At 69.4% G+C, this 23,772-nt stretch carries 28 protein-coding genes; 6 read left to right on the top strand and 22 right to left on the bottom strand.

Translation table 11 applies throughout. The annotated features are described in order from the left end of the window. Window positions 1–35: 35 nt before the first annotated feature. The 7 genes from A5648_RS05965 to A5648_RS05935 form a co-directional block, all read right to left on the bottom strand. Window positions 36–1,109 carry an ABC transporter ATP-binding protein gene (locus A5648_RS05965; RefSeq protein ID WP_065023657.1) on the bottom strand — a complete coding sequence of 358 codons (1,074 nt, stop codon included), beginning with the start codon at window positions 1,107–1,109 and terminating at the stop codon, window positions 36–38. 4 nt (window positions 1,110–1,113) lie between these two features. Further along, complete coding sequence (locus A5648_RS05960) at window positions 1,114–1,965, bottom strand: carbohydrate ABC transporter permease (RefSeq protein WP_065023656.1); 852 nt, start codon at window positions 1,963–1,965, stop codon at window positions 1,114–1,116. Continuing rightward, window positions 1,962–2,846: a carbohydrate ABC transporter permease gene (locus tag A5648_RS05955; protein ID WP_065023655.1), complete on the bottom strand. Its 885-nt coding sequence runs from the start codon at window positions 2,844–2,846 to the stop codon at window positions 1,962–1,964. The genes A5648_RS05960 and A5648_RS05955 overlap by 4 nt, the downstream gene beginning before the upstream one ends. Continuing rightward, complete coding sequence (locus tag A5648_RS05950; protein WP_065023654.1) at window positions 2,843–4,159, bottom strand: ABC transporter substrate-binding protein; 1,317 nt, start codon at window positions 4,157–4,159, stop codon at window positions 2,843–2,845. Before A5648_RS05950 ends, A5648_RS05955 begins: the two co-directional genes overlap by 4 nt. Before the next feature lie 6 nt (window positions 4,160–4,165). After that, window positions 4,166–6,079 carry a YhgE/Pip domain-containing protein gene (locus tag A5648_RS05945; RefSeq protein ID WP_065023653.1) on the bottom strand — a complete coding sequence of 638 codons (1,914 nt, stop codon included), beginning with the start codon at window positions 6,077–6,079 and terminating at the stop codon, window positions 4,166–4,168. 3 nt (window positions 6,080–6,082) lie between these two features. Next, complete coding sequence (locus A5648_RS05940) at window positions 6,083–6,817, bottom strand: ATP-binding cassette domain-containing protein (protein ID WP_065023652.1); 735 nt, start codon at window positions 6,815–6,817, stop codon at window positions 6,083–6,085. A gap of 82 nt (window positions 6,818–6,899) precedes the next feature. After that, window positions 6,900–7,781 (bottom strand): sigma-70 family RNA polymerase sigma factor, encoded by an 882-nt coding sequence (locus tag A5648_RS05935; RefSeq protein WP_065023651.1) that lies wholly within the window; start codon window positions 7,779–7,781, stop codon window positions 6,900–6,902. Between the two features lie 74 nt (window positions 7,782–7,855). Here A5648_RS05935 and A5648_RS05930 point away from each other — a divergent pair, with 74 nt between their 5' ends. Next, window positions 7,856–8,209 carry a DoxX family protein gene (locus A5648_RS05930; protein WP_065023650.1) on the top strand — a complete coding sequence of 118 codons (354 nt, stop codon included), beginning with the start codon at window positions 7,856–7,858 and terminating at the stop codon, window positions 8,207–8,209. Between the two features lies 1 nt (window position 8,210). Here the strand turns inward: A5648_RS05930 and A5648_RS05925 are convergent, their stop codons facing one another. Genes A5648_RS05925 through A5648_RS05910 form a run of 4 tightly spaced genes read right to left on the bottom strand, consistent with a single transcriptional unit; the run spans window position 8,211 to window position 10,453 of the window. Next, a complete protein-coding gene (locus A5648_RS05925) occupies window positions 8,211–8,654 on the bottom strand; it encodes a TOBE domain-containing protein (protein WP_065023649.1) in 444 nt (147 codons plus the stop codon). 32 nt (window positions 8,655–8,686) lie between these two features. Then, entirely contained in the window at window positions 8,687–9,514 is an 828-nt protein-coding gene (locus tag A5648_RS05920) for a nuclear transport factor 2 family protein (protein WP_065023648.1), read from the bottom strand. Next, on the bottom strand, window positions 9,514–10,083 hold the full coding sequence (locus tag A5648_RS05915; protein WP_065023668.1) for an isochorismatase family protein: 570 nt from the start codon (window positions 10,081–10,083) through the stop codon (window positions 9,514–9,516). The genes A5648_RS05920 and A5648_RS05915 overlap by 1 nt, the downstream gene beginning before the upstream one ends. Then, entirely contained in the window at window positions 10,040–10,453 is a 414-nt protein-coding gene (locus tag A5648_RS05910) for a DUF2784 domain-containing protein (protein ID WP_065023669.1), read from the bottom strand. The genes A5648_RS05915 and A5648_RS05910 overlap by 44 nt, the downstream gene beginning before the upstream one ends. Before the next feature lie 99 nt (window positions 10,454–10,552). Between A5648_RS05910 and A5648_RS05905 the strand changes: the two genes are divergently transcribed. Further along, window positions 10,553–11,110 (top strand): RDD family protein, encoded by a 558-nt coding sequence (locus tag A5648_RS05905; protein ID WP_065023647.1) that lies wholly within the window; start codon window positions 10,553–10,555, stop codon window positions 11,108–11,110. 14 nt (window positions 11,111–11,124) lie between these two features. Here A5648_RS05905 and A5648_RS05900 read toward each other — a convergent pair whose 3' ends face one another. Next, on the bottom strand, window positions 11,125–12,633 hold the full coding sequence (locus tag A5648_RS05900; protein ID WP_065023646.1) for a carboxylesterase/lipase family protein: 1,509 nt from the start codon (window positions 12,631–12,633) through the stop codon (window positions 11,125–11,127). 98 nt (window positions 12,634–12,731) lie between these two features. Between A5648_RS05900 and A5648_RS05895 the strand changes: the two genes are divergently transcribed. After that, window positions 12,732–13,436, top strand: coding sequence for a hypothetical protein (locus tag A5648_RS05895; protein ID WP_065023645.1), 705 nt, complete (start codon window positions 12,732–12,734; stop codon window positions 13,434–13,436). A gap of 3 nt (window positions 13,437–13,439) precedes the next feature. Here A5648_RS05895 and A5648_RS05890 read toward each other — a convergent pair whose 3' ends face one another. Beyond that, the gene (locus A5648_RS05890; protein ID WP_065023644.1) at window positions 13,440–13,778 is read right to left on the bottom strand and encodes a hypothetical protein; all 339 of its coding nucleotides are present in this window, start codon (window positions 13,776–13,778) and stop codon (window positions 13,440–13,442) included. Between the two features lie 142 nt (window positions 13,779–13,920). Between A5648_RS05890 and A5648_RS05885 the strand changes: the two genes are divergently transcribed. Next, entirely contained in the window at window positions 13,921–14,256 is a 336-nt protein-coding gene (locus A5648_RS05885; RefSeq protein ID WP_064855661.1) for an RNA polymerase-binding protein RbpA, read from the top strand. A gap of 31 nt (window positions 14,257–14,287) precedes the next feature. Here A5648_RS05885 and A5648_RS05880 read toward each other — a convergent pair whose 3' ends face one another. The 4 genes from A5648_RS05880 to A5648_RS05865 form a co-directional block, all read right to left on the bottom strand. Further along, the gene (locus tag A5648_RS05880; protein ID WP_065023643.1) at window positions 14,288–15,040 is read right to left on the bottom strand and encodes a polyprenol monophosphomannose synthase; all 753 of its coding nucleotides are present in this window, start codon (window positions 15,038–15,040) and stop codon (window positions 14,288–14,290) included. After that, on the bottom strand, window positions 15,033–16,721 hold the full coding sequence (lnt, locus tag A5648_RS05875) for an apolipoprotein N-acyltransferase (protein WP_065023642.1): 1,689 nt from the start codon (window positions 16,719–16,721) through the stop codon (window positions 15,033–15,035). Before lnt ends, A5648_RS05880 begins: the two co-directional genes overlap by 8 nt. After that, window positions 16,714–18,237 carry an amidohydrolase gene (locus A5648_RS05870; protein ID WP_065023667.1) on the bottom strand — a complete coding sequence of 508 codons (1,524 nt, stop codon included), beginning with the start codon at window positions 18,235–18,237 and terminating at the stop codon, window positions 16,714–16,716. The genes lnt and A5648_RS05870 overlap by 8 nt, the downstream gene beginning before the upstream one ends. 115 nt (window positions 18,238–18,352) lie before the next feature. Beyond that, on the bottom strand, window positions 18,353–18,853 hold the full coding sequence (locus tag A5648_RS05865; protein WP_065023641.1) for an FxsA family protein: 501 nt from the start codon (window positions 18,851–18,853) through the stop codon (window positions 18,353–18,355). A gap of 65 nt (window positions 18,854–18,918) precedes the next feature. Between A5648_RS05865 and A5648_RS05860 the strand changes: the two genes are divergently transcribed. Beyond that, on the top strand, window positions 18,919–19,617 hold the full coding sequence (locus A5648_RS05860; protein ID WP_065023640.1) for a dienelactone hydrolase family protein: 699 nt from the start codon (window positions 18,919–18,921) through the stop codon (window positions 19,615–19,617). 2 nt (window positions 19,618–19,619) lie between these two features. Here the strand turns inward: A5648_RS05860 and ric are convergent, their stop codons facing one another. The 4 genes from ric to A5648_RS05840 all read right to left on the bottom strand — a co-directional run bounded on the left by ric (window position 19,620) and on the right by A5648_RS05840 (window position 22,055). Beyond that, complete coding sequence (gene ric, locus A5648_RS05855; RefSeq protein WP_065023639.1) at window positions 19,620–20,321, bottom strand: iron-sulfur cluster repair di-iron protein; 702 nt, start codon at window positions 20,319–20,321, stop codon at window positions 19,620–19,622. Between the two features lie 85 nt (window positions 20,322–20,406). Further along, complete coding sequence (locus A5648_RS05850) at window positions 20,407–20,790, bottom strand: PPOX class F420-dependent oxidoreductase (RefSeq protein ID WP_065023638.1); 384 nt, start codon at window positions 20,788–20,790, stop codon at window positions 20,407–20,409. 71 nt (window positions 20,791–20,861) lie between these two features. Then, a complete protein-coding gene (locus A5648_RS05845) occupies window positions 20,862–21,179 on the bottom strand; it encodes a hypothetical protein (RefSeq protein ID WP_065023637.1) in 318 nt (105 codons plus the stop codon). Window positions 21,180–21,305: 126 nt separating this feature from the next. Continuing rightward, complete coding sequence (locus tag A5648_RS05840; protein ID WP_065023636.1) at window positions 21,306–22,055, bottom strand: SDR family NAD(P)-dependent oxidoreductase; 750 nt, start codon at window positions 22,053–22,055, stop codon at window positions 21,306–21,308. Window positions 22,056–22,090: 35 nt separating this feature from the next. Here A5648_RS05840 and A5648_RS05835 point away from each other — a divergent pair, with 35 nt between their 5' ends. Next, complete coding sequence (locus A5648_RS05835; RefSeq protein WP_065023635.1) at window positions 22,091–22,504, top strand: F420-dependent biliverdin reductase; 414 nt, start codon at window positions 22,091–22,093, stop codon at window positions 22,502–22,504. On the opposite strand, the gene A5648_RS05830 is transcribed toward A5648_RS05835, so the two are convergent. Next, complete coding sequence (locus A5648_RS05830) at window positions 22,501–23,622, bottom strand: M24 family metallopeptidase (protein WP_065023634.1); 1,122 nt, start codon at window positions 23,620–23,622, stop codon at window positions 22,501–22,503. The genes A5648_RS05835 and A5648_RS05830 overlap by 4 nt on opposite strands. Between the last annotated feature and the right edge of the window lie 150 nt (window positions 23,623–23,772).

Raw genomic sequence — 23,772 nt, 5'->3', positions numbered from 1 at the left:
CCGGAAGGGGCCGACACGCGCACGCGCCGGAGGCATCACAGACCGAGCCGCATGCCGTCCGCACTGAAGAAGTGCACCTGCTCAGGATCGGGGCGCAACCGCACGCGGTCGTCGCGCCGCAAGGAGTTGTCGCCCCCCATCCGGGCGGTGACCGCCCGGCGCGGGGCTTGGCCGGATTCGATGATTCTGCCGTGCACGTAGGTGTCGGCGCCGAGTTCCTCGACGAACTCCACGTCGACATCGACGCCGCTGTCGTCGAGCACGAGATGCTCGGGTCGCACACCGATTACCAATTCCTCTCCGCTGGCAGCGATTTCGCGCGGCAGAGCCAGGGTGTAGCCGCCCAGTGACACCGCGCCCTGCACGACCGGCACCGTGAACAGGTTCATCGACGGTGAGCCGATGAACCCGGCCACGAACACGTTGGCCGGATGGCGATAGAGCTCGCGGGGCGGCGCGCACTGCTGCAGCACCCCGTCGCGCAACACCGCCACCCGGTCCCCCATCGTCATCGCCTCCACCTGGTCGTGGGTGACGTAGACGGTGGTGATGCCCAACCGGCGTTGCAGTTCGGCGATCTGGTTGCGGGTCTGCACCCGCAGCATGGCATCGAGATTCGACAGCGGTTCGTCCATCAAGAAAACCTGCGGGCGGCGCACGATCGCCCGGCCCATCGCCACCCGCTGGCGTTCACCGCCGGACAGATCCTTGGGTTTGCGACCCAGGTGCGTTTGCAAGCCCAGCAGCTGAGCGGTCTCGGCCACCCGGGCGCGGATCTCGGCTTTCGGCGTCTTGGCGACCTTGAGGGCGAAACCCATGTTCTGCGCCACGGTCATGTGCGGGTACAGCGCATAGTTCTGGAACACCATGGCGATGTCCCGATCGCCGGGGTCGGTGCCGGTGACGTCAGCGCTGCCGATGCAGATCCGGCCCGCATCAACGGGTTCCAGGCCGGCCAGCATCCGCAGCGTCGTCGTCTTGCCGCAGCCGGACGGCCCGACCAGCACCATGAACTCGCCGTCCTCGACCGACAGGTTCAGCTTGTCCAGCGCGGGCCGTTCGGCACCGGGAAAGTGCCGGGTCACCGAATCGAAAGTCACTGCCGCCATTGCGCTACCGCCCGCCGAATCCGGTGGCGGCGATGCCGCTGATGAAGGCGCGTTGCGCCACCGCGTAGATCACGATCAGCGGCGCCAGCATCAGCATGGAGGCCGCCATCAGCACCGGCCACTCGGCGACGTACTCCCCTTGCATCCACACCAGCCCGAGGGTAAGGGTGGCGATGCTCTTCCGCTGAATCATCAACAGCGGCCACAGAAAATCGTTCCAGACGTTGATCCAGGTCAGTACCGCCAGCACCATCACCGCCGGTTTGGCATGGGGCAACAGAATCCGCCAGTAGACACCCCACGGCGAGCACCCGTCCAAGATGGCCGCCTCCTCCAGATCGATGGGCAGCGTCGCGAAGAACTGTCGCATCAGATACGTGCCGAACGCACTGCCGAACAGCCCCGGGACAATCATCGCCCACATGGTGTCGGTCCAGCCGAACACTCGCATCAGGATGAACTGCGGAATCACCGTGACGGTCAACGGCACCATCAGCGTGGCCAGGTAGAGCACGAACAGGGTGTTACGTCCGGCGAACGGCAGCCGGGCGAAGGCGTAACCGGCCAGCGAGCAGAAGAACACCTGCCCGGCCGTCACAGCGCCGGCGTAGAGCACGGTGTTGAACAACATCCGCCAGAACGGCATTCGGGCGAACACGTCGAGGTAGTTCGACCACTGGGGATGCGCGGGCAACAGCATCGGCTGGCTGATCTCGGCCTGGCGTTTCAGTGATCCCGACAGCGCCCACAGGATGGGGAACAGAGCGCAGGCGGCGACGCCGGCCAGGCCGGCGTAGACGCCGAGCAAGCGGGCGATACGGTACCGCGCCGGACGGCTGGTGCGCCGGGGCGTCATTGGTCCACCGCGTTCCTGCGCGACAGCCGCAGTTGGATGATCGTCAATGTCAGCAGCACCGCGAACATCACCCACGCCAGCGCGGACGCGTAACCGAAGTCCAGGAAGGCGAACGCCTGCTGAAAGAGCATGATCGCCAACACGTAGGTGCCGGTCTCCGGGCCGCCGCTGCTGCCGGTAAGGACGTAGACCAGATCAAAAGCCTGAAACGCGTTGATGACCGAGATCACCACCACGAACCACAGGGCGCCGCGGATCATCGGCACCGTGATGGACAAGAAGCGCCGGATCTCGCCGGCGCCGTCGATGCGGGCCGCCTCGTACAGCGACTCGGGCACACCCTGCATGGCCGCCAACAGAATCACCGTCGCGAACGGCACGCTCTTCCACACGCTGACCAGACACAGCGACGCCATCGCCCAGTTCGGCTCGGTCAGCCACGGCACCGCCGAGATGCCGAACCAGCCGAGCATGATGTTGAGCAAGCCGCTGTCGGTGTTGAACACGAACTGCCACACCACCGCGATCACCACCGAGGACACCGCCAGCGGCAGGAAGGCGATCGCCCGGAACAGCCCGATGCCCTTGATCTTGTGGTTCAACAATCCGGCTACCGCCACACTGATCAACACCGTGGGGACCACGGTGCCGATAGTGAACACCGTCGAATTGCGGACCGCGATACCGAACAGCGGATCGGCGGTGAACAGGTCGGAGTAGTTCGCCGCGCCGACGAACGTCGGCGGACTGAACAGATCCCAGCGCTGGACGCTCATGTAGAGCGAGAACGCCAGCGGGAACGCCATGAACACCGCGACCGCGGCCAGGTTCGGGGCGATGAACCACCGTCCCGCTCGGGCGCGTCTGCGCGTCGGGTTCATGCGGTGGCCAGCACTTCGTCGATCTGGGGCGTCAGTCCGGTCTTCAGACTCGCAGCGGGCCGCTTTCCGCGCAGCACCGGCCCGATGGCGCGGTCCATCAGAGCGTGCACCTTCTGCCATTCCGGGGTGATCGGCAATCCCTCGGAATGCGAAGGGCCGCCGGTGAGCACCGCGAGGTTGCTGATGCCGGCATGGGCTTCGGTGAACCCGGGCGCGGCGATTGCCGATCGCAGCACCGGCACGAACAGGCCGGACTCCCCGATCAGCGACTGCCCCACCGGACCCGCCGCGAATTTGACGAATTCCCAAGCCTGTTGCCGGTGCCGGCTGGTGGCGGCGATGGACAGGCCGGTGCTGCCGATGGCCGAGTGGGCAGCCATGCCCTTGGCGGCCGCGGCCGGCCCGGTCGGCAGCACCGCCACGTCGAAGTCGAGGTCCTCGGCTTGCACGAAGGTCTGATAACGCCAGTGGCCGCCGAACGCCATCGCCGCCTGGCCCGCGGTGAACAGGCCCATGGTGGAGATCGCCTGGGTGTCGGAGGCCGCCGGTGCTACCCGGTGAATGTTGGTCAGGTCGGCGTAGAACTGGATGCCGTCGAGGAAGGCGTCGTCGTCGAAATTCATGTGGGTGGGGTTGAATCGCGGGACCGCCCACGGCGTGCCGTTGTTCATCCCGAACACGGCCGCGGTGTAGGGCGGTGACCAGGTGTCGACGAATCCCCACTGGGTGGTCCGGCCGTTGGGTGCCCGCCGGGTGAGTGCGGTTGCGGTGTCCAGGAATTGGTCGAACGTCCACGGGCGGTCCCAGCGTCCCGGCGGCGGCTGAACCTCGGCCTCGGCGAAGATGCGGGTGTTGTAGAACAGGAAGGCGCCCGACCACTGCTCGGGGAAGGCGTATTGGCCACCGTTGAAGCCGAACGTCTCGTACAGCGCCGGGATGCTGTCGGCGTGCAAAGCCGCGGCGAACTCCGGATCGGCGTCCAGCAGCGGGTTCAGGTCTGCCAGCACCCCGCGGTCGGCCAGCCCCGCGTAGTTGAACTCCCAGGCCATCAGCACGTCCGGGCACCTGCCGCCGGCGCAGAATGTCGATATCAGCTGGGTGGGGTCTCCGCCGGCCAGCACGGTGCGCACCCGGATGTCGGGATGCTCGCGCTGGAATGCCGTCACGATGCCCATCCGGGCATCGGCCTCTTCCGGGTTGGCGGCGAAGAAGAACGTCAGCGCGTCGTCGTCAGCGGTGCAGCCGGCCGGCCATGGTGCCAGCGCGGCTGCACCGAGTAGACCGGCTCCGCGCAGAAAACCCCGCCGCTGCAACGCCTGTCACACTTCGATCGGCGGGTAGAGGCGTTCGAGGGTGTATTGGCGGTCCCGGCGGGCGGCCCAGCTACTGGCGGCCAGTGACACCACGAGGATCCCGGCCAGCACGCCCACCGACATCCACAGCCTGGTGTCGATGCCGCCGACGGTCAGCTGACGTAACCCGTTGACGGCGTAGGTCATCGGGTCATAGGGGTGCAGGATCTGAAAGGGCTTCGCGGTCGTCTCCACCGGGTAGACCCCGCCGGATGACACCAGCTGGAACATCAGGAAGGCCAGGGTGACCACCCGGCCGACCGCGACGCCGAGCACCGCATTGAACGCCTGGATCATCGCCAGGAACGACGCGGCGATCAACGCGAGGAACGCGACCATGCCCGCGGCGTAGCGCGCCTGCAACCCGACCCCGAAATGCACCACCGCATACATCAGCACCACCTGGCAGATCCCCAGCAGCAACGCCGGCCAGTAGGAGGCCAGCACCACCCGCAACGCACCGAGTCCGTTGACGATGGCGCGAGTCTGCAACGGCGTCAGCAACATCCACACGATCAGGGAGCCGATGAACAAGGCCAACGGTAGGAAGAACGGGGCGAAGCCGGTGCCGAAGGTGGCGGCGTGATGGGTGAAGCCCATGTCCACTCCGACCGGGCTGGCCAGGATCGACGCCACCTCGACGCGCTGCTGGTCGGTGATCGTCGAGGCGCGCTGATCCGCCTCGCCCAGCCCCGACGCCAGTTGTGCGGCACCGTCTTTGAGTTGATTGCTGCCGTCGGTCAGCTGGACCAGGCCGTCGCTGAGTTTGTGGGCGCCGGCGTCCAGCTCGGTGGCACCGTTGCGTAGCGCGACCAGATCGTTCTTGAGCCCGCCGTCCAGCGCGTGGGTCATGAGCGTGCGCAGCCCGCTGTTGGGGTCGGCCAGATCATTCTCCAGCCGTTGAGTGTTGGCGCGCAGCTGGGCCAGGCCCTCATCGGTGGCCGGATCGATTCCCTTGATGGCCAGCAGACGCTGGGCACCGGCCAGGGTGTCGCCGAGACCGCGTACCGCCGGGTCGGGGTTGGCGTGCAAGGCATCCACCACCTGGTTGACGATTCCGGCGGCCTGCTGGTAGTTGACGTTGAGCGCCCCGATCCGGTCGGAGACCGCTTTGATGTTGCCGCTCAACGCCGTAGCGGCGGCGCCGGCGGCATTCGGGTCAAAACCCATGGCGCCGAGGTCGTCGGTGAGCTTCAGCAGCGGGTCGGTGGCCTGATGAACGCCGGCCGCCAGCCGGCGGCTGCCGCCGGCAAGCGCGGCGGAGCCGTCGCGGGCCGTTACCAGATTGTCGGCCAGCGTCTTCGAGCCGTCGGAGAGCTGGTTGGCGCCGTCGGCCGCCTTCTTGACCTCGTCGGTCACCTGGGTCAGTGCGGTGCCGATCACCTGCTGACCGACCTTGGCGCTGACTTCGTTGAGAACCTCGCGGGCGGCGTTCTGCCCCATGATGGAGGCCAGGTAGTTATTGGCGTCATTGAATCGGAACTGGATCTGCGCCTTTTGCGGATGCGGACCCGCGGGCGACACCACCGCCGAGCTGAAGTCGGCCGGCAGCGTGATCGAGAAATAATAGGTGCCGTCGGAAACCCCTTTGGCGGCTTCGCTTTCCGATACCTGATGCAGATCGAGCTGGCCGGAGTCGACCAGCGCGCGAGTGACCTCATCGCCGGCGTGCAACTGGGTTGCCGAGACGGTGGCGCCGGTGTCTTCGTTGACCAGAGCGACCGGGATCTTGTCGATGGCGGCGAACGGGTTCCAGAACGCCCACAGGTACATGGCGCCGTACAGCAGCGGCAGCACGATGATGGTGATCAGGGCCACCCGCGGCATCGTGCCGCGGGAGTAGCGTTTGAGGTCGGTTCCCAACGACATTCCGGCGAGCATGATCTAGTCGTCCCCCTTCTCGTGACGGCCGTGGCTGCTGTGCGCTAACTCGGCCGGCCCCAGATGCGCGACGTGGATCTGCGCTGCGACCCCCGAGCCCTCGGGTACCTCATTGGCCGACGCGGTGACCACGGTCTGCTGCTCGCCCAGCGCGACCAGCCGGCCGATCAGGGCCGCCCGGTCGTGGTCGCTGGTGACCTGATCGATGCTGCCGACCACCAACAACGGCGGCCGCGCGGTATTGGCCAGCGCGATGCGCAGCAGCAGTCCGGTCAGTTCGTCGAGCTGCTCGACGTACTCGTGCAGTTGCGGCACCGGCAGGTCACCGAAGACCGGCCGGCAGACGGCGTCGCGCTCGGCGTCCCCGGCGCGGCGCACCAGCCGGTACCACGGTGCGTCCCAGCGGAGCTGTTCGGTGATCAGGTCCCGGACGGTCACCGATTCGAAGATCGCGTCGAGTTGCTCGATGCCGGCCAGCGCACAGACGCCGAAGATGTCGCGGGCTTTGTGGTGCCCGAGGACCGTGATCGTCCCCGTCGACGGTTTCATCCGCCCGGCCAGATTCATCAGCAGCGCGGTGCGTCCCGAGCCGGGCGGGCCGACCAGCACAGTGACCCCGCCGTCCGCGATGTCCAGGTCGAGTGGCCCGAAGACCCGCCCCCACGGCCCGGTCATCGAGATGCCGTGCGCCGTCACCGCGACCGGCTTCTCGTCCGGTTCCTTCGCTTCGTCGGGCATGGGTCTCCCCCTCAACTGCCGAATCGGTTCGCGTGACCCATCAAAGCAGAATTGAGCACCGGTGAGCGGCCGTCACGCGCACTCATGGCCGACCGGTTCCCGGTAGTTGCAGCCTCATGAGCCGCAGGCGATCCGGCTCGCCGGTGATGTCGATGGTGTGAATGCGCCCGTTGCCGATACCGATGCGCAACACGGCCAGCAGCCGGCCGCCGGGGGCGATCGCGATGCCGGGTGCGCCGTCGACCAGCAGCACCGCACCGGCGCGAGTGCGGGCGGTGAAGCGCTGGGTCTCGGTCGCGACATCGGCGGCGCCGCGCAGCTCGGTGGGCACCCCGGCCGGTACCAGCACCGGATCGACCCGCCGCATTACGTCGGGCGCCAACAGCTCGAGCAGCGCGGGGATGTCGCCGCCGCGGGAGGCCGCCAGGAACGCCGTCACGATCTGGTGGTGCTCGGCACGGCGACGCGGTTCGGGGGCCGGCTCGGCGTGCAGCCGTTCCCGTGCCCGGCTGGCCAGCTTCTTGGCCGCATCCGGGGACCTGTCGAGCAGCTCACCGATCTGCTCGAAGGGCACGTCGAACACGTCGTGCAGTACGAAGGCCGCTCGCTGAGCCGGCGACAACCGATCCAGCACCACCAGCAGTGCGCGGCTGACCGCCTCGGAGCGCAGTACCTCCTCCTCGGCGGCGAGCGCGGCCGGCCCATGGTCGAGGGTTTCAGGCAGGGGCTGCTCGCCGCGCCGGGCACGCGCGCGCAGCTGGTCGACGGCGGTGCGTGCGGTGATCGTGGTGAGCCAGCCCGCCAGGTTGTGGACCGCGGTGAAGTCGGCGCGGCTGGCTTTGAGCCAGGCCGACTGAACGGCATCGTCGGCGTCTGCGGCCGAGCCGAGCAGGTGAAACGCCACCGAATGCAGCCGGCTCCGGTGGCCTTCGAACTGCTCCGCCAGATAGTCCACGTTGCTCATGGGTCACCTTTCCCGCCCGGGAGTCGTCATTGACACAGATAGCCACATCCGCCGACGAAAGGAAGAGCAACATCATGAGCGTATCGACCGTTTACCTCGCGGTCATCACCGTCACCGCGGTCGTCACCATCGCCATCGCCATCGCCGATTTCATTCCGGCGCAGTTCGTGCTGGCCAACTCGGCGCAGGTCGGGGTGCCGAGGTCCTGGCTGCCGCTGTTGGGCGGGCTGAAGCTGGCCGGGGGCGCCGGGCTGATCATCGGACTGGCGGGCGCCCCACTGATCGGCGTGGCCGCGGCGGCCGGGCTGGTCGCCTTCTTCGTCGGGGCCGTGGTGACGCATCTGCGGGCCAGAGTGTTGTACAACATCGGTTTTCCGGCCGCCTACCTACTGCTGGCCACGGCCTCGCTGGCGGGCCTGCTGGCCTGACTCAGCCGAATTCCGCCGCCGGGTCGGTGTGGCCGGCCGAACCCGCGCGGCGCGGCAGTTCCAGCACGACATTGGTGGCCTTGACCGAGGCGACGACCAGGCTGCCGGGCTGCAGCTGCAGTTCGTCGGCGGCCTCCCGGCTGACCAGCGACACCAGCCGAAACGGTCCGGCTTGCACATCCACCTGGGCCATCACCGTGTCCCGAGTCACCTTGGTAACCAGCCCGACCAGGCGGTTGCGGGCGGATTGGCCCACTACCGGGTTGCGCGACATCGGTTCGACGGAGGCGCGCTCCTGGGCGAACCGTGCCAGCTCGGCCCCGTCGACCATCCGCGGCCCGCTTCCCGTCGTCACCGAGAGGCGCCCGGAGTCGATCCAGCGCCGGACGGTGTCGTCGCTGACTCCGAGCAGCTCGGCGACTTCGGCAATTCGGAAGCTTGGCACGTCGTCGAGCTTATCCTCGACTGCCCGCCGGCTCAGTCTTCTGCGAAGTACCGGATCGTCGTGATCGCCCGGCCGCGCAGGTCCACGTCGGCGAAGAGCACCGCGCGTTGCTGCGCTGAGGTGATCGAGACCGCGACGGTGCTGCCGGCCGCCAGCAGCTTCGTCGGCCGGGCGCCGTCCAGCCGGGCGGCGAGTTCGGCGAGATCCATGGCGGTGTCGTCGCCGAAAGTCATTGTCGCACCGGGTGATAGCGCCGCTGTGACGGTGGACAGCTCGCCGGAGGTCAGAGCGGTGACGAACGCGCGCACCGGCCTCTTGCCCCGCCCGGCCGGCCGGAGAAATCCGGCGGCGAATCCGGCGGTGCCGCCGAGGCGCTGGTTGCCCAGCAGTGAGCGCGACAGCTGAGCTCCGGCGGGCAGCGCCGCCACGCCGTTGCCGAGGAACTGGCCCATCATCGTCGGGAGCTCCCAGTACGCGCGCAACCGCCGCAGCCTCCATCGGCCGGCAGCCTCGGCGAGGTCTTCGGTCAGGTCGTCTTCGGTCAGGTCGTAGCGCAGGATCGCCGGAATGTGCATGACCACCGTCGGCCCCATCGCGACCTCGAGCTGCAGGTCGCGGATGACCGTCGTGCCGTGCACGATGTCCAGGTCGCGGTGGAAGGTGATGTCGCGCGGCCCGATGAACGTGTCGTAGAAGCGGCCGATCTGCTCGGCGCCGACGTGTGGGCGCGAGCCCACCGGGTCCTCCACCCGGCCGTCGGCGCTGAACAGGCCCACCCAGCCGGTCCGGTCGTGGGCAGCCGCCGCGGCCGGCGACTGCTCGACCGTGGCCAGCAGGTCTCGCGGCGTCGAGTCCGTCATCAGGCTGCCTCCACAACAGCGACACCGGCGCTGCGCATCGCCGCCACCGCGGCGGCCGTCGAATCGGCGGCCACCCCCGCGGTCAAGCGCGCCAGCACCGTGGTGGAAAACCCCGCGCGAATCGCGTCTTCGGCGGTGTGGCGCACACAGTAGTCGGTGGCAACGCCGACCACGTCGACACCGTCCACGTGGCGCCGGTGCAGCCAGTCGCCCAGCGCGGTGTCGTGGTCGTCGACGCCGTCGAAACCGCTGTAGCCGGCGTCGTATTCGCCCTTTCGGAAGACCGCGTCGATCCGATCGGTGCACAGGGCGGGATGGAATTCTGCGCCGGCGGTTCCGGCGCGGCAGTGCGGCGGCCAGGACGTCACGTAGTTCGGATGCGGTGAGAAGTGGTCGCCGGGATCGATGTGCCAATCCTGGGTGGCCACCACGTGGCCGTAGCGGTCCCCGGCGGCCGCGCTGCGCAGATAGCGGGTGATGTCGACCGCGACCGCGACGGCGCCGGTCACCGGCAGTGCGCCGCCGTCACAGAAGTCGTTCTGTACGTCGACGATGATCAGCGCCCGCATGACCACCACCGTATCGCCGGCGCCGCAGCGCTTCCCGGGCGCACAGCGCCCAAGTTCCGATCACGACCGCGCCCACCACGACCTCGACGGCCGGTGTCGAGCCGGCCGGATAGAGCACGCCGGTCAGGTAATGGGCGATGAAACCATCCGGTGGCAGCGGGGCCATCCCGGCGGCCGCACGTGCTCGGCGTTCGAGCCAAGTCAGCGGGCAGTCTTGGTGGGCGGTGAGGATCAGCCCCGCCCACACCGCCGCCGGAACATGCAGCCAGAGAGTGCCAGGCCACCGCAGCGCCAGGAAGCCGCCGGCGACGACGTAGCCGATGAACGCCAGGTGCACCGCCACGATGAGCCCCACCGCGATCGGGTACATGGTCCTCCAGTGGCCACCATTTCGCCGTGCGCAGAATCCGCTTCCGTCCGCGACCGCCACGGTACATTGGCGAACACCCGATGATCAGGAGCGGATCTGATGACTTCCGGCGGTTTCGACCCGAATGTCCCCGGCTACGGCCCGGGTTACGGATCCGGTTACGGCCCGCCCGGCGGCTATCCGCCGCCACCGGGTTGGGCGCAGCAGGGTTGGGGTCAGCCGCCGGCAGCGGGACAGAAGCCCGGCGGGCTGGGCCGGCGCTTCTGGGCCCGGTGGCTCGACGGTGTGCTGGTCAGCATCGTGGCGTTCGTCCTGGCGCTGTTCGTGTTCGGCGACGACTATCCGTTCCTGGTGACCGGCGTGTTCTCCGGGGTGCTGACCTACGGCTATTTCGTGTTGTTCGAGGTCACCCAGGGGGCCACTCCGGCCAAGCGATTGCTCGGTCTGGCAGTGCGTGGGCCCGACGGGGTGTCGAAGCCGACCCTGGGGCAGTCGGCCGTCCGCAACTCGTTCACCGTGCTGGCCGTAATCCCCTACCTGGGTCCGCTGCTGGCCTTCATCGCCTACGTCGTGATCGCACTGACGATCAGCGGCAGCCCGACCAAGCAGGGCAAGCACGACGAGCTGGCCGGCGGTACCCGGGTGATCCGCGCCTGAGCTCGCGGTAGCGGCTAGTGCGCCAGGGTGAAGCCTTCCCAGGCCATCCGGCGCTCGGGCGCCGGGTCGTATTCCACCCGGGTCTTTCGGTCGAACACCATCACCGCGCGGTTGTCTCGGGTGTAGACCGGCCAGTCGTCGCCCGGCACGCCGTCGCGGCTGAAGGCCCGCCAGCGGCGCTGCACCTGACCGCTGACCCGCAGTGCCGCCCGGCGATCCGCGCCGGCGGTCAACAACCGGCCCAATCCGCCGCTGCGGTAAACGTCGAACACGGCGAAGAGTTCGGTGGCATGGGTGGCGCCCAACCCCGACCAGCGCAGCACCCGCGGAGCGAAGTCGTAGCGGTATACGTAGGTAGGCGCATGCACCTCGTGTGCCTCGGCGATCTCCCAGACGGCGGCGTTGAAGGCGAAATCGCCGCCGAGCTGGATGCAGGCCGACCGCTGCGGATACTCCGGGTAGGCGGCGATGATGCGATCACGCACCCCCGCCTCGGTGTTGGCCAGCACGGCCTCGACCATCGGCTCGGTCGTCGGCAGCATCTTCAGGAACCGGGTGAACAAGCGACCCTCCTCGGCGTTGCTGCCGACGATGAGCGGCACCCGATGGGCCGAACCTCGCCGCATCGCCTCGACCGGATCCAGCGGCAACAGGTCGTCGCCGAAAACCGGGCCGATCGGGAACGCGCCCAGCATGTCGCGGGTGCCCTCGGTGAGCAGTCGATCCTGGGCCGCCAGCAATTCGGCCGGCGACACCCGCAGCAGGGTGTGCGCGGCGTCGGAGGCGCGCACCCCGAGCAGCGCGGCGAACCGGCGGGCGAACTCCGCTGCCACCTCGGGACCGCGCACCATGCCCGCGGCGGGGCTTTCGGCGATCGCGCGGGCGAACAGACCTTCGGCTTGCGGCACCCCCAGCAAAGTGGCGACGATGTGCGCGCCGGCGCTTTCCCCGAAGATCGTGACGTTGTCCGGGTCGCCGCCGAAGGCCCCGATGTTCTCGCGCACCCAGCGCAAGGCCAGCACCAGATCACGCAGGTACAGGTTGCTGTCGATGGTGATCTCGGAGGTCGACAGCGACGACAGGTCCAGGCACCCCAGCGCGCCCAGCCGGTAGTTGACCGAGACGTACACGCAGCCGCGGCGGGCCAGCGCCGCCCCGTCGTAGATCGGGGTCGCCGAACTGCCCAGGATGTAGCCGCCGCCGTGGATGAACACCATGACGGGCAGCGGTCCCGTGCCGGCCTCTTCCGGCGCCACCACATTCAGGGTCAGGCAGTCCTCGCTGGTCGGCTGGAAGCGGCCCGGGCTGAGGATGGTGTACATCCGCTCCTGCGGTGCACAGTTGGTGAACCCGTGGCAGTGCCGCACCCCTGACCACGGCTGCGCCGGCTGGGGCGCCCGGAACCGCAGCGGGCCGACCGGCGGGCGGGCATACGGGATCGAGCGCCATCTGCGCACCCCGTCACCGGCGAAACCCTCCACGACGCCGCTGGCGATGCTGGCCTGCACAGGGTGGTTATGCATGAGCCGAACGGTAGCGAACCGGCCGGCGGTTAGCGAACCTCGACGAAGGAGAGGTGAGGCTGGACCGCCGCTGAGACACAGCCGGTTAGCCTAACGGCATGCGTCTCACCGGGCTCATCGCCGTGTTGTTGCTGATCGCCGGATGTTCCCGCGCGACCGTCGGCGAGCCGGAGCCCAGCCCGACCGGTAAAAGCACGGCAACGAGCGTGCCGTCGTCGTCGGCCCCCGCCGCACCGAGCTCGTCGTCGAAGCCTTCGGCGCCGCCGGCGACGGGCGCCCCGATCGCCGAGGTGATCGCCTGGATCGAGGCCGGCCGACCCGCCGATCCCGCGGGCTACCACAGCGCGACCCGCGACGGGGTCAGCACCGACCTCATCGACGAGGTCGCCTTCACGGTGCCGGCCGCGTCGCACCGCGCCACCAACTGCATGACCGATTCCGGCTCCGCCGATGGCGCACTGGCCTGTGTGGTGGACCTGGTAAATCCGCCGCCGCAGCCTGAAGACGTCTACGGGCAGTGGAAGGGCGGCTGGATCGACTACGGCGGCAACACGTTGCGGGTCGGCTCCGCACACGGTGATCCGGGCCGGTTTGTGCACGGTGAGGGCATCGAGTTGCCCGACGGATCGACGCTGGCGTTCGGCGACTACCGCTGCCGGGCGGACCGAGCCGGGCTGTTCTGCGTGAACTACGCCCACCGCTCGGCGGTGCGGTTCAGTCCCGAGGACATCGGCGTCTTCGGTTGCCTGCACCCTGTGCCGCCGCCCGCCGACGCCGGCAAGCTGTTCAGCTGCGCCAGCTGACTCTCAGCGCCAACGGTCGGCGGATTCGACGGCCTGCAGCAGCGTGTCACACAGTTGCCGCAGGTCCTCGCGGGGAGCGTCCTCGGCCAGGGCGGTCGCGATGTCCTCGGCCGCGCAGCGCACCTGATACACCCGGTCGGACAAGGCGGCGGCCTCCTGGGCGGAGAGCACCACGGCGTCGGGCGCCAGCGCGGACGTCTTACCGCTGCTGATCAGGGCACGCTGCTCGTAGGCCCGCTGCCGGCAGGATTGCCGGCAATACTGTCGGCGCCGCCCGATACCGGCGTCACCCACGTCGCGGCCGCACCATCGACACGGTTGCGAGCGAGGACTGCGTGGCACGTCGAACCACCTTAGTCGGGGTCCGGCAGGGTTCCCGGTATCATTAGAGGTTGCGCCGCGTGCGTCGGGAACTGCACAGGGCCCGTTTGCGTTGACAACCGCGAGACGTATTTCTGACAAACAGGTTAAGGAGTGTGGGTCGATGGCTGACCGTGTTCTGCGAGGCAGTCGGCTGGGAGCCGTGAGCTACGAGACCGACCGCAACCACGACCTGGCACCACGCCGCATGGCGCGGTACCGCACCGAGAACGGCGAGGAGTTCGAGGTTCCGTTCGCCGACGACGCGGAGATCCCCGGCACCTGGATGTGCCGCAACGGCTTGGAAGGCACCCTGCTCGAAGGAGATCTGCCCGAGCCGAAGAAGGTCAAGCCGCCGCGCACCCACTGGGACATGCTGCTGGAGCGCCGTTCGATCGAGGACCTCGAAGAGCTGCTCAAAGAGCGGCTGGACCTGATCAAGACGAAGCGCCGGGGCTGACCCCGACTCGCGGCGGGTCGTCGCAGCCGAGTCAGGCGCGCCCGCCGCGGAGCCGGTTGACCCGGCCGCCGATGCCCCAGCGCGCGACTTTGACCATCGCTTCGCGGATGTTGGAGCCGCTCATTTTTGAGACGCCCAGTTCGCGCTCGGTGAACGTGATCGGCGCCTCGGTGACGACGAAGCCGTTGTTGACCGCGCGCCAGGTCAGGTCGACTTGGAAGCAGTACCCCTTGGAGTCCACCGCGTCGAGGCCGATCTTCTCCAGCACGCTGCGCCGGTAGGCGCGGTAGCCGGCGGTGATGTCGTGGATCCCGACCCCGAGCAGCAGCCGCGCGTAGGTGTTGGCGGTCTTGGACAGCACCAGGCGGCGCACCGGCCAGTTGCGTACCGCCCCGCCGTCGACGTAGCGCGAACCGATCGCCACGTCGGCGCCCGCGTCGATGGCGTCCAGCAGCCGGTACAGCTGTTCGGGTGCGTGGCTGCCGTCGGCGTCCATCTCGACCACCACCTCGTAATGGCGGGCCAGCCCCCAGGCGAAACCCGCCAGGTAGGCCGCGCCCAGCCCGGCCTTGGCGGTCCGGTGCATCACGTGGAGGCGTTCGGGGTCGGCGGCGGCCAGCTCGTCGGCCAGCCGCCCGGTGCCGTCGGGGCTGCCGTCGTCGACGACGAGGACGTGGACGTCCGGACGGGCCTGTTGCAGCCGGCCGAGGATGAGCGGCAGGTTCTCCAGCTCGTTGTAGGTGGGTATCACCACCAGCGTATGCAGGCTGGGACGCTCACTCATCGGCGCCGTTCCTCCCCTTCACGTCTGCGCCGACGAAACGACGCTTGAACCGACCATTTTGCAGTATGGCCGCCAGTAGCCCCGCAACGGCCGCGCCGACCAGCACCCATTGCACGATCGGCGCCCACCGGGTCGCCGCGGTCAGCGAGGTCTTGAGCCGCAGGTGGCCGTCGAGGTAATCGGCCTCGAAGAAGCCGGTGCGGGCCAGCTCGCGACCGTCGGGGGCGATGAGGGCGCTGATGCCGGTGGTTCCGGCGACGACGACATAGCGATCGTGTTCGACCGCACGGACCTTGGCGAACGCCAACTGCTGCTCGCTCATCGTCTCGTCGAAGGTGGCGTTGTTGGACGGCACCGCCAGCAGCTGGGCGCCGGCCAGTACCGACTGGCGCGGCGCGCGATCGAAGATCACCTCCCAGCAGGTCGCCACCCCGACCGGAACGCCGGCGACGTGCACCACTCCGTCGCCACGACCCGGCACGAAATATCCCGCGCGGTCGGCGTAGCCCGACAGGTGACGGAAGAACCCGCGCCACGGCAGGTACTCGCCGAACGGCTGGACGATCCGCTTGTCGTGGCTCTCCCCCGGCCCGGTGCGCGGATCCCACACCAGCACCGAGTTCGTCGCCACCGGATTGTCCCGGGTCCAACCGGGCGCCGCCCGCACGGTGCCCACCAGGATCGGGGCGTCGATCGCCTGGGCGGCCAGGGTGATCTGTTGGGCGGCATCGGCGTTGGCCATCGGATCGATATCGGAGGCGTTCTCCGGCCAGATCAAGAACAGCGGGCGTGGGGCCCGGCCGGCCTCGACGTCGTCGGCCAGCCGCAGGGTTTCGCGGACGTGATAGTCCAGCACCTCGCGGCGCTGGGCATTGAAGTCCAGTCCCAGGCGCGGCACGTTGCCCTGCACCGCCGCCACGGTGATCGCCGGGTCGTCACCGGCTCCCACACCGGAGCGGCGCACACCGGGCCACACCACGATCGCGGCCAGCAACACCAGGCAGATGCACAGGCCGGGCAGCAGCACCGCCGGCGGACGGTCGGCGTCGCGGGCCGGCGGCTCCTCGCGCAGCCACCGCAGGATCTCCACGGTCAGCGCGGTCCCGGCGCAGCCGGTCAACACCACGGCCGTCGAGAGCAGCGGAACCCCGCCGAGTGCTACCAGCGGTAGCAACGGACCGGATGTCTGACCGTAACCCACGGCGCCCCACGGGAATCCGCCGAACGGGATTACCGACTTCGCCCACTCCTGCGCCGCCCATACCAGGGCGAACCAGATCGGCCAGCCCGGCAGTCGGCGCACCACGACGGCGGCCGAACCGAACACGGCGGGAAACAGCGCGCACATCAGGGTCAACACCAGCCAGGGCAGGGCGCCGACCAGGCCCCCGACCCAGGGCAGCAGCGGCAGATAGAAGGCCAGACCGCACAGCAGGCCGTAGCCGAAACCGCCGGCGACGGTGGTCTCGCGGCGAATGAGCACCCAGCTCAGCAGCGCGAAGGCCAGGATTGTGGCCCACCACCAGTTCAGCGGCGGGAAGCTGGCGCGCAGCAGCATGCCGGCGACCACCGTTGCCGCCAGCTGGGCCCAGCGGTCGGCCGCCGCCACCCCCAGCCGCTCCAACCGGTTCGGCGCGACGGGGCCGTGGAGTGTCTCCGGATCCTCTGCGGTGTCAGCCATGCAGGACCACACCACGGTGCACGGTGCGCCGGCATTTCGGCGCGTCACCGGGTTCCAGCACCGGTAGCGCGGGCACCCGGGAGCGCGGATCGGTCGACCAGCGCTGAACGGAGTCGCGGGGCGCCTCCACGGCCAGCCGGGCGGCCTCCCAGACCGCGTAGGACGCGGGCGCGCCGGGCACCAGGGTTCCGCTGACGCCGTCGTTGATGCCGGCAGCCCGCCAGCCGCCGCGGGTGGCTGCGGCAAACGCCGCCCGCATCGACACCGCGCTGCCGGGGGTGCGGTGGTGTGCTGCGGCACGCACCGTGGCCCACGGATCGAGAGTGGTCACCGGGCTGTCGGAACCGAACGCGAGGGGCACGCCTTGGGATGCTAACAGCGCGAACGGGTTCAGCCCTGCGGCGCGCTGCGCACCCAACCGCTGGGCGTACATGCCGTCGACGCCGCCCCAGAGCGCGTCGAAAACCGGTTGCATGCTGGCGATCACGCCCCAGGAGCCGAGCTTGGCGGCCTGCTCGGCGCTGACCATCTCCAGGTGCTCGAGCCGGTGCCCGCAGCGGGCCACCGCCGCCACCCCGAAGTGCTCCACCACCCGTTCCAGGGCCGCGACCACCGCGGTCACCGCGGCGTCGCCGATGATGTGGAAACCGGCGGTCACGCCGGCCTCGGTGCAGGCCCACAGGTGGGCGCCGACGGTGTCGGGGTCCAGGTGGCGCACACCGGTGCAGTCCGCGGCGTCGGCGTAGGGCTCGTGCAGCCAGGCCGTGTGCGAGCCCAGGGCACCATCGACGAACAGATCGCCGCCGAGACCCCGGGCGCCGGTCTCGGCAAGTAGGTCACGCGCCCGGGCGGCGCTGGTGACCGCCTCGCCCCAGTAACCGACCACCTCGACACCGTGGTCCAGCGCCCGCAGCTCCCGCCAGTCGTCCAGGCCGCCGATGTCGGGGCCGGCGCACTCGTGGACCGCGACGATGCCGGCCGCGGCCGCGGCGTCCAGCGCGGCGGTGCGGGCGGCCGCCCGCTGGGCGGTGGTGAGCAGGTCGCGGGCCGCCGAACGAATCAGATGGTGGGCCGCCCCGGACAGCGGCGCCGCAGCGTCGGGTCGCCCCGGGAGGTCCGGCACGCGCGTGCGCAGCCCGCTCGAGGCCAGCGCCGAGTGCACGTCGACCCGGGACAGGTAGGCCGGCCGGTCCCCCACCACGGCGTCGAGCGCCGCGGTGGCCGGGGCCGCACCGTCGGGCCAGCCGGATTCGTCCCAGCCGTGACCCCAGATCGGTTGACCGGGATGGGCGGCGGCGTAGTCGGCGACCAGCTGCAGGCAGTGTCGCTGGGAGGTGGCCGGCCGCAGATCCAAACCGGTGCGGCACAGGCCCGTCTCGGTGACGTGGACGTGGCTGTCGACGAAAGCCGGTGTCACCAAAGCCCCGTCGAGGTCGAGCACGTCGGCCGACGGGAACTGTTCGCGGCCGACGGCGTCGCTGCCCAGCCAGGCGACCACCCCGTCGCGGACGGCCATCGCGGTGGCGTCGGGATGAGAAGGGCTGTGGATGCGGCCGCCGACCAGCAGCACGGTGGGGGCCCCGGGCACGACTGTCACGGCCTAAAAAGTACGGGGTGGCGGTGACGCCGGATCAGCCGACCGACAGGGTGGGCGGTTGGCTGCGCCGGACGTCGGTGACATCGACGACTTCGGCGTCGATGTAGTCGGTGCGCTGGTCGGGGGTGCGCCGAGTGGCATACCAGCGCCGGCCGGCGACGGTGGCGGCGACCAGCGGCGTGTGCCGGCCGAGCCCGGCGGCGGCCGCCGCGGCCAGCACGGGGCGGGCCGCGGTGCGGGTCGGGGGCGCCAGCAGCAGCAGGCCCGCCAGCGTGGTCAGCGGGCCGGGGACCAGCACCAGTGCGGTACCCGCCGCGATCAGCCCGCCGTCGGCGAGCACGCGCTGCCCGGCCCCCGTACGCAGCCGCCCGATCTGGCGTCTGACCTGGGCTGCCGACAGCGCCAGTCCGGCCACGAACGCACCCAGCAGCAGCAGCGCCGTCCAGCCGAAGCCGATCGCCCAGATCAGTGCGGCCACCGCGGCCGATTCGGCCAGGACATAGACCAGGAATATCCGCACCACAGCGCTCGCCATGCCTCCCCAACGTCCGGGCCGCCGAGGAGGTTCCCTCGCGGCGCGCCGGGGAATACGTTGATGCGATGACGACCATCGAACTCGCCACGCCCGAGGGACCCATCGACGCGTTGCTGGACATTCCGGACGGGCCCGGGCCGTGGCCGGGAGTAGTGGTGATTCACGATGCGATCGGCTACGCCGCGGACATGCAGGCGATCTCCGAACACGTCGCCGAGGCGGGTTTCCTCGCGGTGTCGCCGAACCTGTACTCGCGCGGCGGGCGGGCGCGCTGCATCACCCGAGTTTTCCGCGAGCTGCTGACCCAGCGCGGCCGCGCCCTCGACGACATCATGGCCGCCCGCGATCACCTGCTGGGCATGCCGGAGTGCTCCGGCAAGGTCGGGATCGCCGGCTTCTGTATGGGCGGACAGTTCGCCTTGGTGTTATCGCCCAAGGGCTTCGGAGCCTCCGCCCCGTTCTACGGCACCCCGCTGCCCCGGCATTTGAGCGAGACGCTCGACGGCGCCTGCCCGATCGTGGCCAGCTTCGGCCGCCGGGACCCGATGGGCATCGGCGCCCCCAACCGGTTACGCCGGGTCGTCGAGCACCAAAACATCCCGCACGACATCAAGGTCTATCCAAAAGCCGGGCACAGCTTCGCCAACAAGCTGCCGGCCCAGCCGCTGCTCCGCGTCGCCGGCTTCGGCTACAACGACGCCGCGACCGCCGATGCCTGGGCGCGGGTGTTCGCGTTCTTCGGCGAACACCTGCACGCCGGCTGAGCTCAGGCCGGGCTGCCGGCTTCGGCAAGCACCCGCGGGAACAGCACGTTGTTCTCCTTGTGCACATGCAGGTGGATGTCGCTCTCCAGGTCCGCCAAGCCGGCCAGCATCGCGGTGTAGCTGGCGCAGGCGTCCGCCGGAATGGTGTAGCCGTCGGTGAGCTCCCGCAGTTCGGCGAGCAGATGGCCGGCGTTGTCGTGCTCCTGCTGATTCTCGGCCAGCTCATTGCGCACCTCGTCGGACAGTGGACGGTCCGGCCGGCCGGCACGCAGGCTGATCTCGGGGAACAGCATGGTCTCCTCGGTGCGCAGGTGCGGCTCCATACCGGCGCGCAGCTGATGGAACAGCTCCCGGACCCGGACCAGCTCGCCGTGGTTGGGGCCGTGCACCCGCGCCACCTTGTCGACCAGCTCCGCCAACCGCGGGAACTCCTCCCACAGGAACCGGTGGTGGGTGCTGACGATGTGGGCGATCAGCGAGGTGTCGTCGAAGTCGGCCCAGTCGGCGCGCTGAGCAGTCGTACCGGAACTGTTGAGGGCGGCGAGCAGCTCGGCGGCGTCGACGCCGTCGGCGGCGCACGCGTCAGTGAGCGTCCGTTGGCCGTGGCAGCAGAAGTCGATCCCGAACTTGCTCAGGATGCGGGTCGTCGACGGGTCGGCGGTGACGATGTCGCCGAGGATCTGGTCGGAGGTGAAGGCGGCCACGGGAACTCCTCGTTTGTCGGTGGGTCAGTCCAACAATGCTAATTTTAATGATTGAAGTCCACTATATGTGACGGAGTCGTGGCGCTCATTCGGCGGCGGTCAGTGCCAGCCCGACGTTGTTGCGCATGCCGCCGCGCAGCTTGCTGAACACGTTGAACACCCGGCCGATGATCCCGTACCGCTTGCCGATCGCGGCGTAGACCGCGCCGTTGTCGGCCTTGTCCAACACGGCGGCCACCGCCTCGATCGCCTCGCCTTTGGGCCGGCCCCGCACATCGCAGACCGCGAGGGTGACGCGCGGGGTGTTGCGGATCCGCTTGACCTTCCAGGACGACTCCTGGGTGATCACCAGCAACCGCTCCCCCTCGGCGGCCGCCCACACCGGAGTGGGCTTGGGACGGCCGTCTTTGGTGAAGGTGGTCAGCAGCAGGTAATCGGACTTGGCGATCTCGGCAAAGGTGGGGGTCACGGTCGCGAATCTACTCGCCCGGAGCCGCAGCGCCGGGACGCTTGATGAACGTGAAGGTGCAGCTACCCCGGCTACAGCGGGGGCCGGCTCGGGATGGGGTGCAGGTTGGCGATCTTGGGCAGCGCGGGCGTCTGCTGTGCCGAATCGACATAGGCCGCCACCGCGTCTTCCGAGATCAGTCCGTAGCGCACCAGCAGATCAAGGGCGTTCAAGCCGAAGTGCTGGGCAACCCGGAGCAGATTGTCGGCGGTGATCAACCGGCCCTCGTGTGCCGCCTTGTAGTAGGCGGACTTGCGGTACCCGAAGGCCTCATAGACCTCGGTCGCGGGCAGCGGCCGACCGATCAGATACGGCAACACCACCGACGGGTCTTTGTCACGATCGTCCATGGTTTTACACCATAGTTCTGTTAGGCGGGCAAAGGCCAGACCGCCGCGTCAAATTCTTCGGGTCTTCTTATCTGGGTGTTAGTCTGCTGCAACGTTGCAAGAATCGGATTGCGATCTTTTGCCCGGTCAGCGCGGCATTCGGCGCCAGATCGCCTGTGGCACCACTCGCATGACGCTGAACACCGGCCGCAGCATCCACGGCACCGCGACGGTGCGTCGCCCCCGGGCGAGCGCGCGGGCGGTCGCGGCGGCAACCTGGGCGGGGGTGCTGGCAGGCGGAGCCGGCTTCATGCCGGCGGTCATCCGCCCGACGACGAACCCGGGACGAACAATCAACAGCCGCACGCCGGTGCCGTGCAAGGCGTCGGCCAACCCGTTGGCGAACCCGTCCAGACCGGCCTTGGCCGAACCGTAGACGTAGTTGGCCCGGCGCACCCGCACCCCGGCGATCGAGGAGAACACCACGATGCGGCCCCGCCCGGCCTCGCGCATCGCCGCGGCCAGGTGGGTGAGCAGGCTGACCTGGGCGACGTAGTCGGTGTGGACCACCGCCAGCGCGTGCGCGGCATCGGACTCCGCCCGGGTCTGGTCACCCAGGATCCCGAAAGCCAGCACGGCGGCGCCGATCGGGCCGTGCTCGGCGATCAGGTCCGCGACCAGGGGACCGTGGGCGGCCAGGTCGTCGGCGTCGAACTCCATGGCGTGCACCGCCACGGCGCCCGCGTCGCGCACCGCGGCGATCTCCGCGTCGAGCCGGTCGGCGCCCCGGGCGGCCAGCAAAACCGTTGCGCCAAACGCCAGCCGGCACGCCAGTTCCACGCCGATCTCACTGCGCCCGCCGAAAATCACCACCGGGTCGTCCACCGTGTCGTTCACGGCTGCGATTATCGCCTGCGCTAGCGTGAACGGTGATGGCGAACGCGACGACCCGGCTCACCAGCGACGCGCTGGCGTTTCTCACTGAACGTCACCTGGCGATGCTGACCACCCTGCGCGCCGACAACTCGCCGCATGTGGTCGCGGTCGGTTTCACCTTCGACCCGAAAACCCACATCGCGCGGGTGATCACCACCGGCGGCTCGCAGAAGGCGGTCAACGCCGAACGCGCCGGCGTGGCGGTGCTCAGCCAGGTCGACGGGGCGCGCTGGCTCTCACTGGAGGGCAGCGCCACGGTCAACGACGCGGCCGCCGCCGTACGCGATGCCGAGCTGCGCTACGCCCAGCGCTACCGGACGCCGCGGGTCAATCCGCAGCGCGTGGTGATCGAGGTGCAGGTGGAGCGAGTGCTGGGTTCGGCTGATCTGCTCGACCGCGGTAGCCGCTAGACCACGACCAGGTCGTGCGGCCGGTTGTTCAGTGACTCGGCACCGTCGTCGGTGACGATCACGACGTCTTCGATCCGGGCACCCCACTCGCCGGGGAAGTAGATGCCCGGCTCGACCGAGAACGCCATCCCGGCGGCCAGTGCGACGTCGTTGCCGGCGACGATGTAGGGCTCCTCATGCACCGACAAGCCGATGCCGTGGCCGGTGCGGTGCACGAAGTACTCCGCCAGACCCGCCTCGGCCAGCACATCGCGTGCCGCCGCGTCGACCTGCTGGGCGGACACCCCGGGACGGATGCTCTCGACCGCCGCGCGCTGCGCTCGCTGCAGCACCGAATACCGCTGCGCCACTTGGGCGTCCGGCTCGCCCAGGCTGTAGGTGCGGGTGGAATCGGAATGATATCCCGGTTCGACCGGGCCGCCGATGTCCACCACGACGACGTCGCCGGGCCGTAGCTCGCGGTCCGAGCACTCGTGGTGCGGGTCGGCACCGTGCGGTCCCGAACCCACGATGATGAACGCCACCCCCGAATGCCCTTCGGCGACGATCGCGTCGGCGATATCGGCGGCGACGTCGGCCTCGGTGCGGCCCGGCACCAGAAACTCCGGCACCCGGGCGTGCACCCGGTCGATCGCCGCGCCCGCCTTCCGCAGTGCGTCGATCTCACTGGGGTCCTTGATCATTCGCAGCTCGCGCAGCACCTCGGTGGCCAGCACCGGCGTCGTGCCGAGCACGTCGACAAGCGGCAGCAGATGCAAGGCCGGCATCGAATCGGTGACCGCCGCTGCCGTCGGCGACGCGCCCAGCGCCTCGCCCACCAGACGGTAGGGATCCTGGCCGTCGACCCAGTCGAGCACTGCGATACCCAGCTCGGCCACCGCGGATTCACGCAGCGCCGCCAACTCCAGCCGCGGCACCACCATTGTGGGCGGCCCGGATGCCGGCAGCACCAACGCGGTGAGGCGCTCGAAGGTCTGGGCGCGCGACCCGGTCAGGTAACGCAGGTCGTAGCCCGGGGTGATCACCATGCCGGCCAGACCGGCATCGGCGGTGGCGGCGGCCGCGGCGGCCAGGCGGTGGGCGTAAACGCTGCTCTCGAACCGGGAAGTCACGCACATCAGGCTAACGTGGTCCGGGTTGCGTTGACTCTGCGCTCACCCCGAAGAAGTGCGAGTAGCCCGCCTGGTAGATGCAGAGTCATCCCTGAAGGGGTGGGGTCCGGTCAAGGGTTGGTGTGCTGCGGTTTGTTCGGTTTCGGAATATGTGCG

This window comes from Mycolicibacter sinensis (genome assembly GCF_001673565.1).
Classification (GTDB): Bacteria; Actinomycetota; Actinomycetes; order Mycobacteriales; family Mycobacteriaceae; genus Mycobacterium; species Mycobacterium sinense_C.
The sequence above is the reverse complement of the archived record's forward strand: the minus strand, read 5'-3'. Positions and strand labels throughout refer to the sequence as shown.

Excerpts from the sequence above, each read along its gene's own strand:
- A5648_RS05965 (WP_065023657.1), bottom strand. The coding sequence starts at position 1,109 with ATGGCGGCAGTGACTTTCGATTCGGTGACCCGGCACTTTCCCGGTGCC.
- A5648_RS05960 (WP_065023656.1), bottom strand. The coding sequence starts at position 1,965 with ATGACGCCCCGGCGCACCAGCCGTCCGGCGCGGTACCGTATCGCCCGC.
- A5648_RS05955 (WP_065023655.1), bottom strand. The coding sequence starts at position 2,846 with ATGAACCCGACGCGCAGACGCGCCCGAGCGGGACGGTGGTTCATCGCC.
- A5648_RS05945 (WP_065023653.1), bottom strand. The coding sequence starts at position 6,079 with ATGCTCGCCGGAATGTCGTTGGGAACCGACCTCAAACGCTACTCCCGC.
- A5648_RS05940 (WP_065023652.1), bottom strand. The coding sequence starts at position 6,817 with ATGCCCGACGAAGCGAAGGAACCGGACGAGAAGCCGGTCGCGGTGACG.
- A5648_RS05935 (WP_065023651.1), bottom strand. The coding sequence starts at position 7,781 with ATGAGCAACGTGGACTATCTGGCGGAGCAGTTCGAAGGCCACCGGAGC.
- A5648_RS05930 (WP_065023650.1), top strand. The coding sequence starts at position 7,856 with ATGAGCGTATCGACCGTTTACCTCGCGGTCATCACCGTCACCGCGGTC.
- A5648_RS05920 (WP_065023648.1), bottom strand. The coding sequence starts at position 9,514 with ATGACGGACTCGACGCCGCGAGACCTGCTGGCCACGGTCGAGCAGTCG.
- A5648_RS05915 (WP_065023668.1), bottom strand. The coding sequence starts at position 10,083 with ATGCGGGCGCTGATCATCGTCGACGTACAGAACGACTTCTGTGACGGC.
- A5648_RS05910 (WP_065023669.1), bottom strand. The coding sequence starts at position 10,453 with ATGTACCCGATCGCGGTGGGGCTCATCGTGGCGGTGCACCTGGCGTTC.
- A5648_RS05905 (WP_065023647.1), top strand. The coding sequence starts at position 10,553 with ATGACTTCCGGCGGTTTCGACCCGAATGTCCCCGGCTACGGCCCGGGT.
- A5648_RS05900 (WP_065023646.1), bottom strand. The coding sequence starts at position 12,633 with ATGCATAACCACCCTGTGCAGGCCAGCATCGCCAGCGGCGTCGTGGAG.
- A5648_RS05895 (WP_065023645.1), top strand. The coding sequence starts at position 12,732 with ATGCGTCTCACCGGGCTCATCGCCGTGTTGTTGCTGATCGCCGGATGT.
- A5648_RS05885 (WP_064855661.1), top strand. The coding sequence starts at position 13,921 with ATGGCTGACCGTGTTCTGCGAGGCAGTCGGCTGGGAGCCGTGAGCTAC.
- A5648_RS05880 (WP_065023643.1), bottom strand. The coding sequence starts at position 15,040 with ATGAGTGAGCGTCCCAGCCTGCATACGCTGGTGGTGATACCCACCTAC.
- lnt (WP_065023642.1), bottom strand. The coding sequence starts at position 16,721 with ATGGCTGACACCGCAGAGGATCCGGAGACACTCCACGGCCCCGTCGCG.
- A5648_RS05870 (WP_065023667.1), bottom strand. The coding sequence starts at position 18,237 with ATGGCCGTCCGCGACGGGGTGGTCGCCTGGCTGGGCAGCGACGCCGTC.
- A5648_RS05865 (WP_065023641.1), bottom strand. The coding sequence starts at position 18,853 with ATGGCGAGCGCTGTGGTGCGGATATTCCTGGTCTATGTCCTGGCCGAA.
- A5648_RS05860 (WP_065023640.1), top strand. The coding sequence starts at position 18,919 with ATGACGACCATCGAACTCGCCACGCCCGAGGGACCCATCGACGCGTTG.
- A5648_RS05845 (WP_065023637.1), bottom strand. The coding sequence starts at position 21,179 with ATGGACGATCGTGACAAAGACCCGTCGGTGGTGTTGCCGTATCTGATC.
- A5648_RS05835 (WP_065023635.1), top strand. The coding sequence starts at position 22,091 with ATGGCGAACGCGACGACCCGGCTCACCAGCGACGCGCTGGCGTTTCTC.
- A5648_RS05830 (WP_065023634.1), bottom strand. The coding sequence starts at position 23,622 with ATGTGCGTGACTTCCCGGTTCGAGAGCAGCGTTTACGCCCACCGCCTG.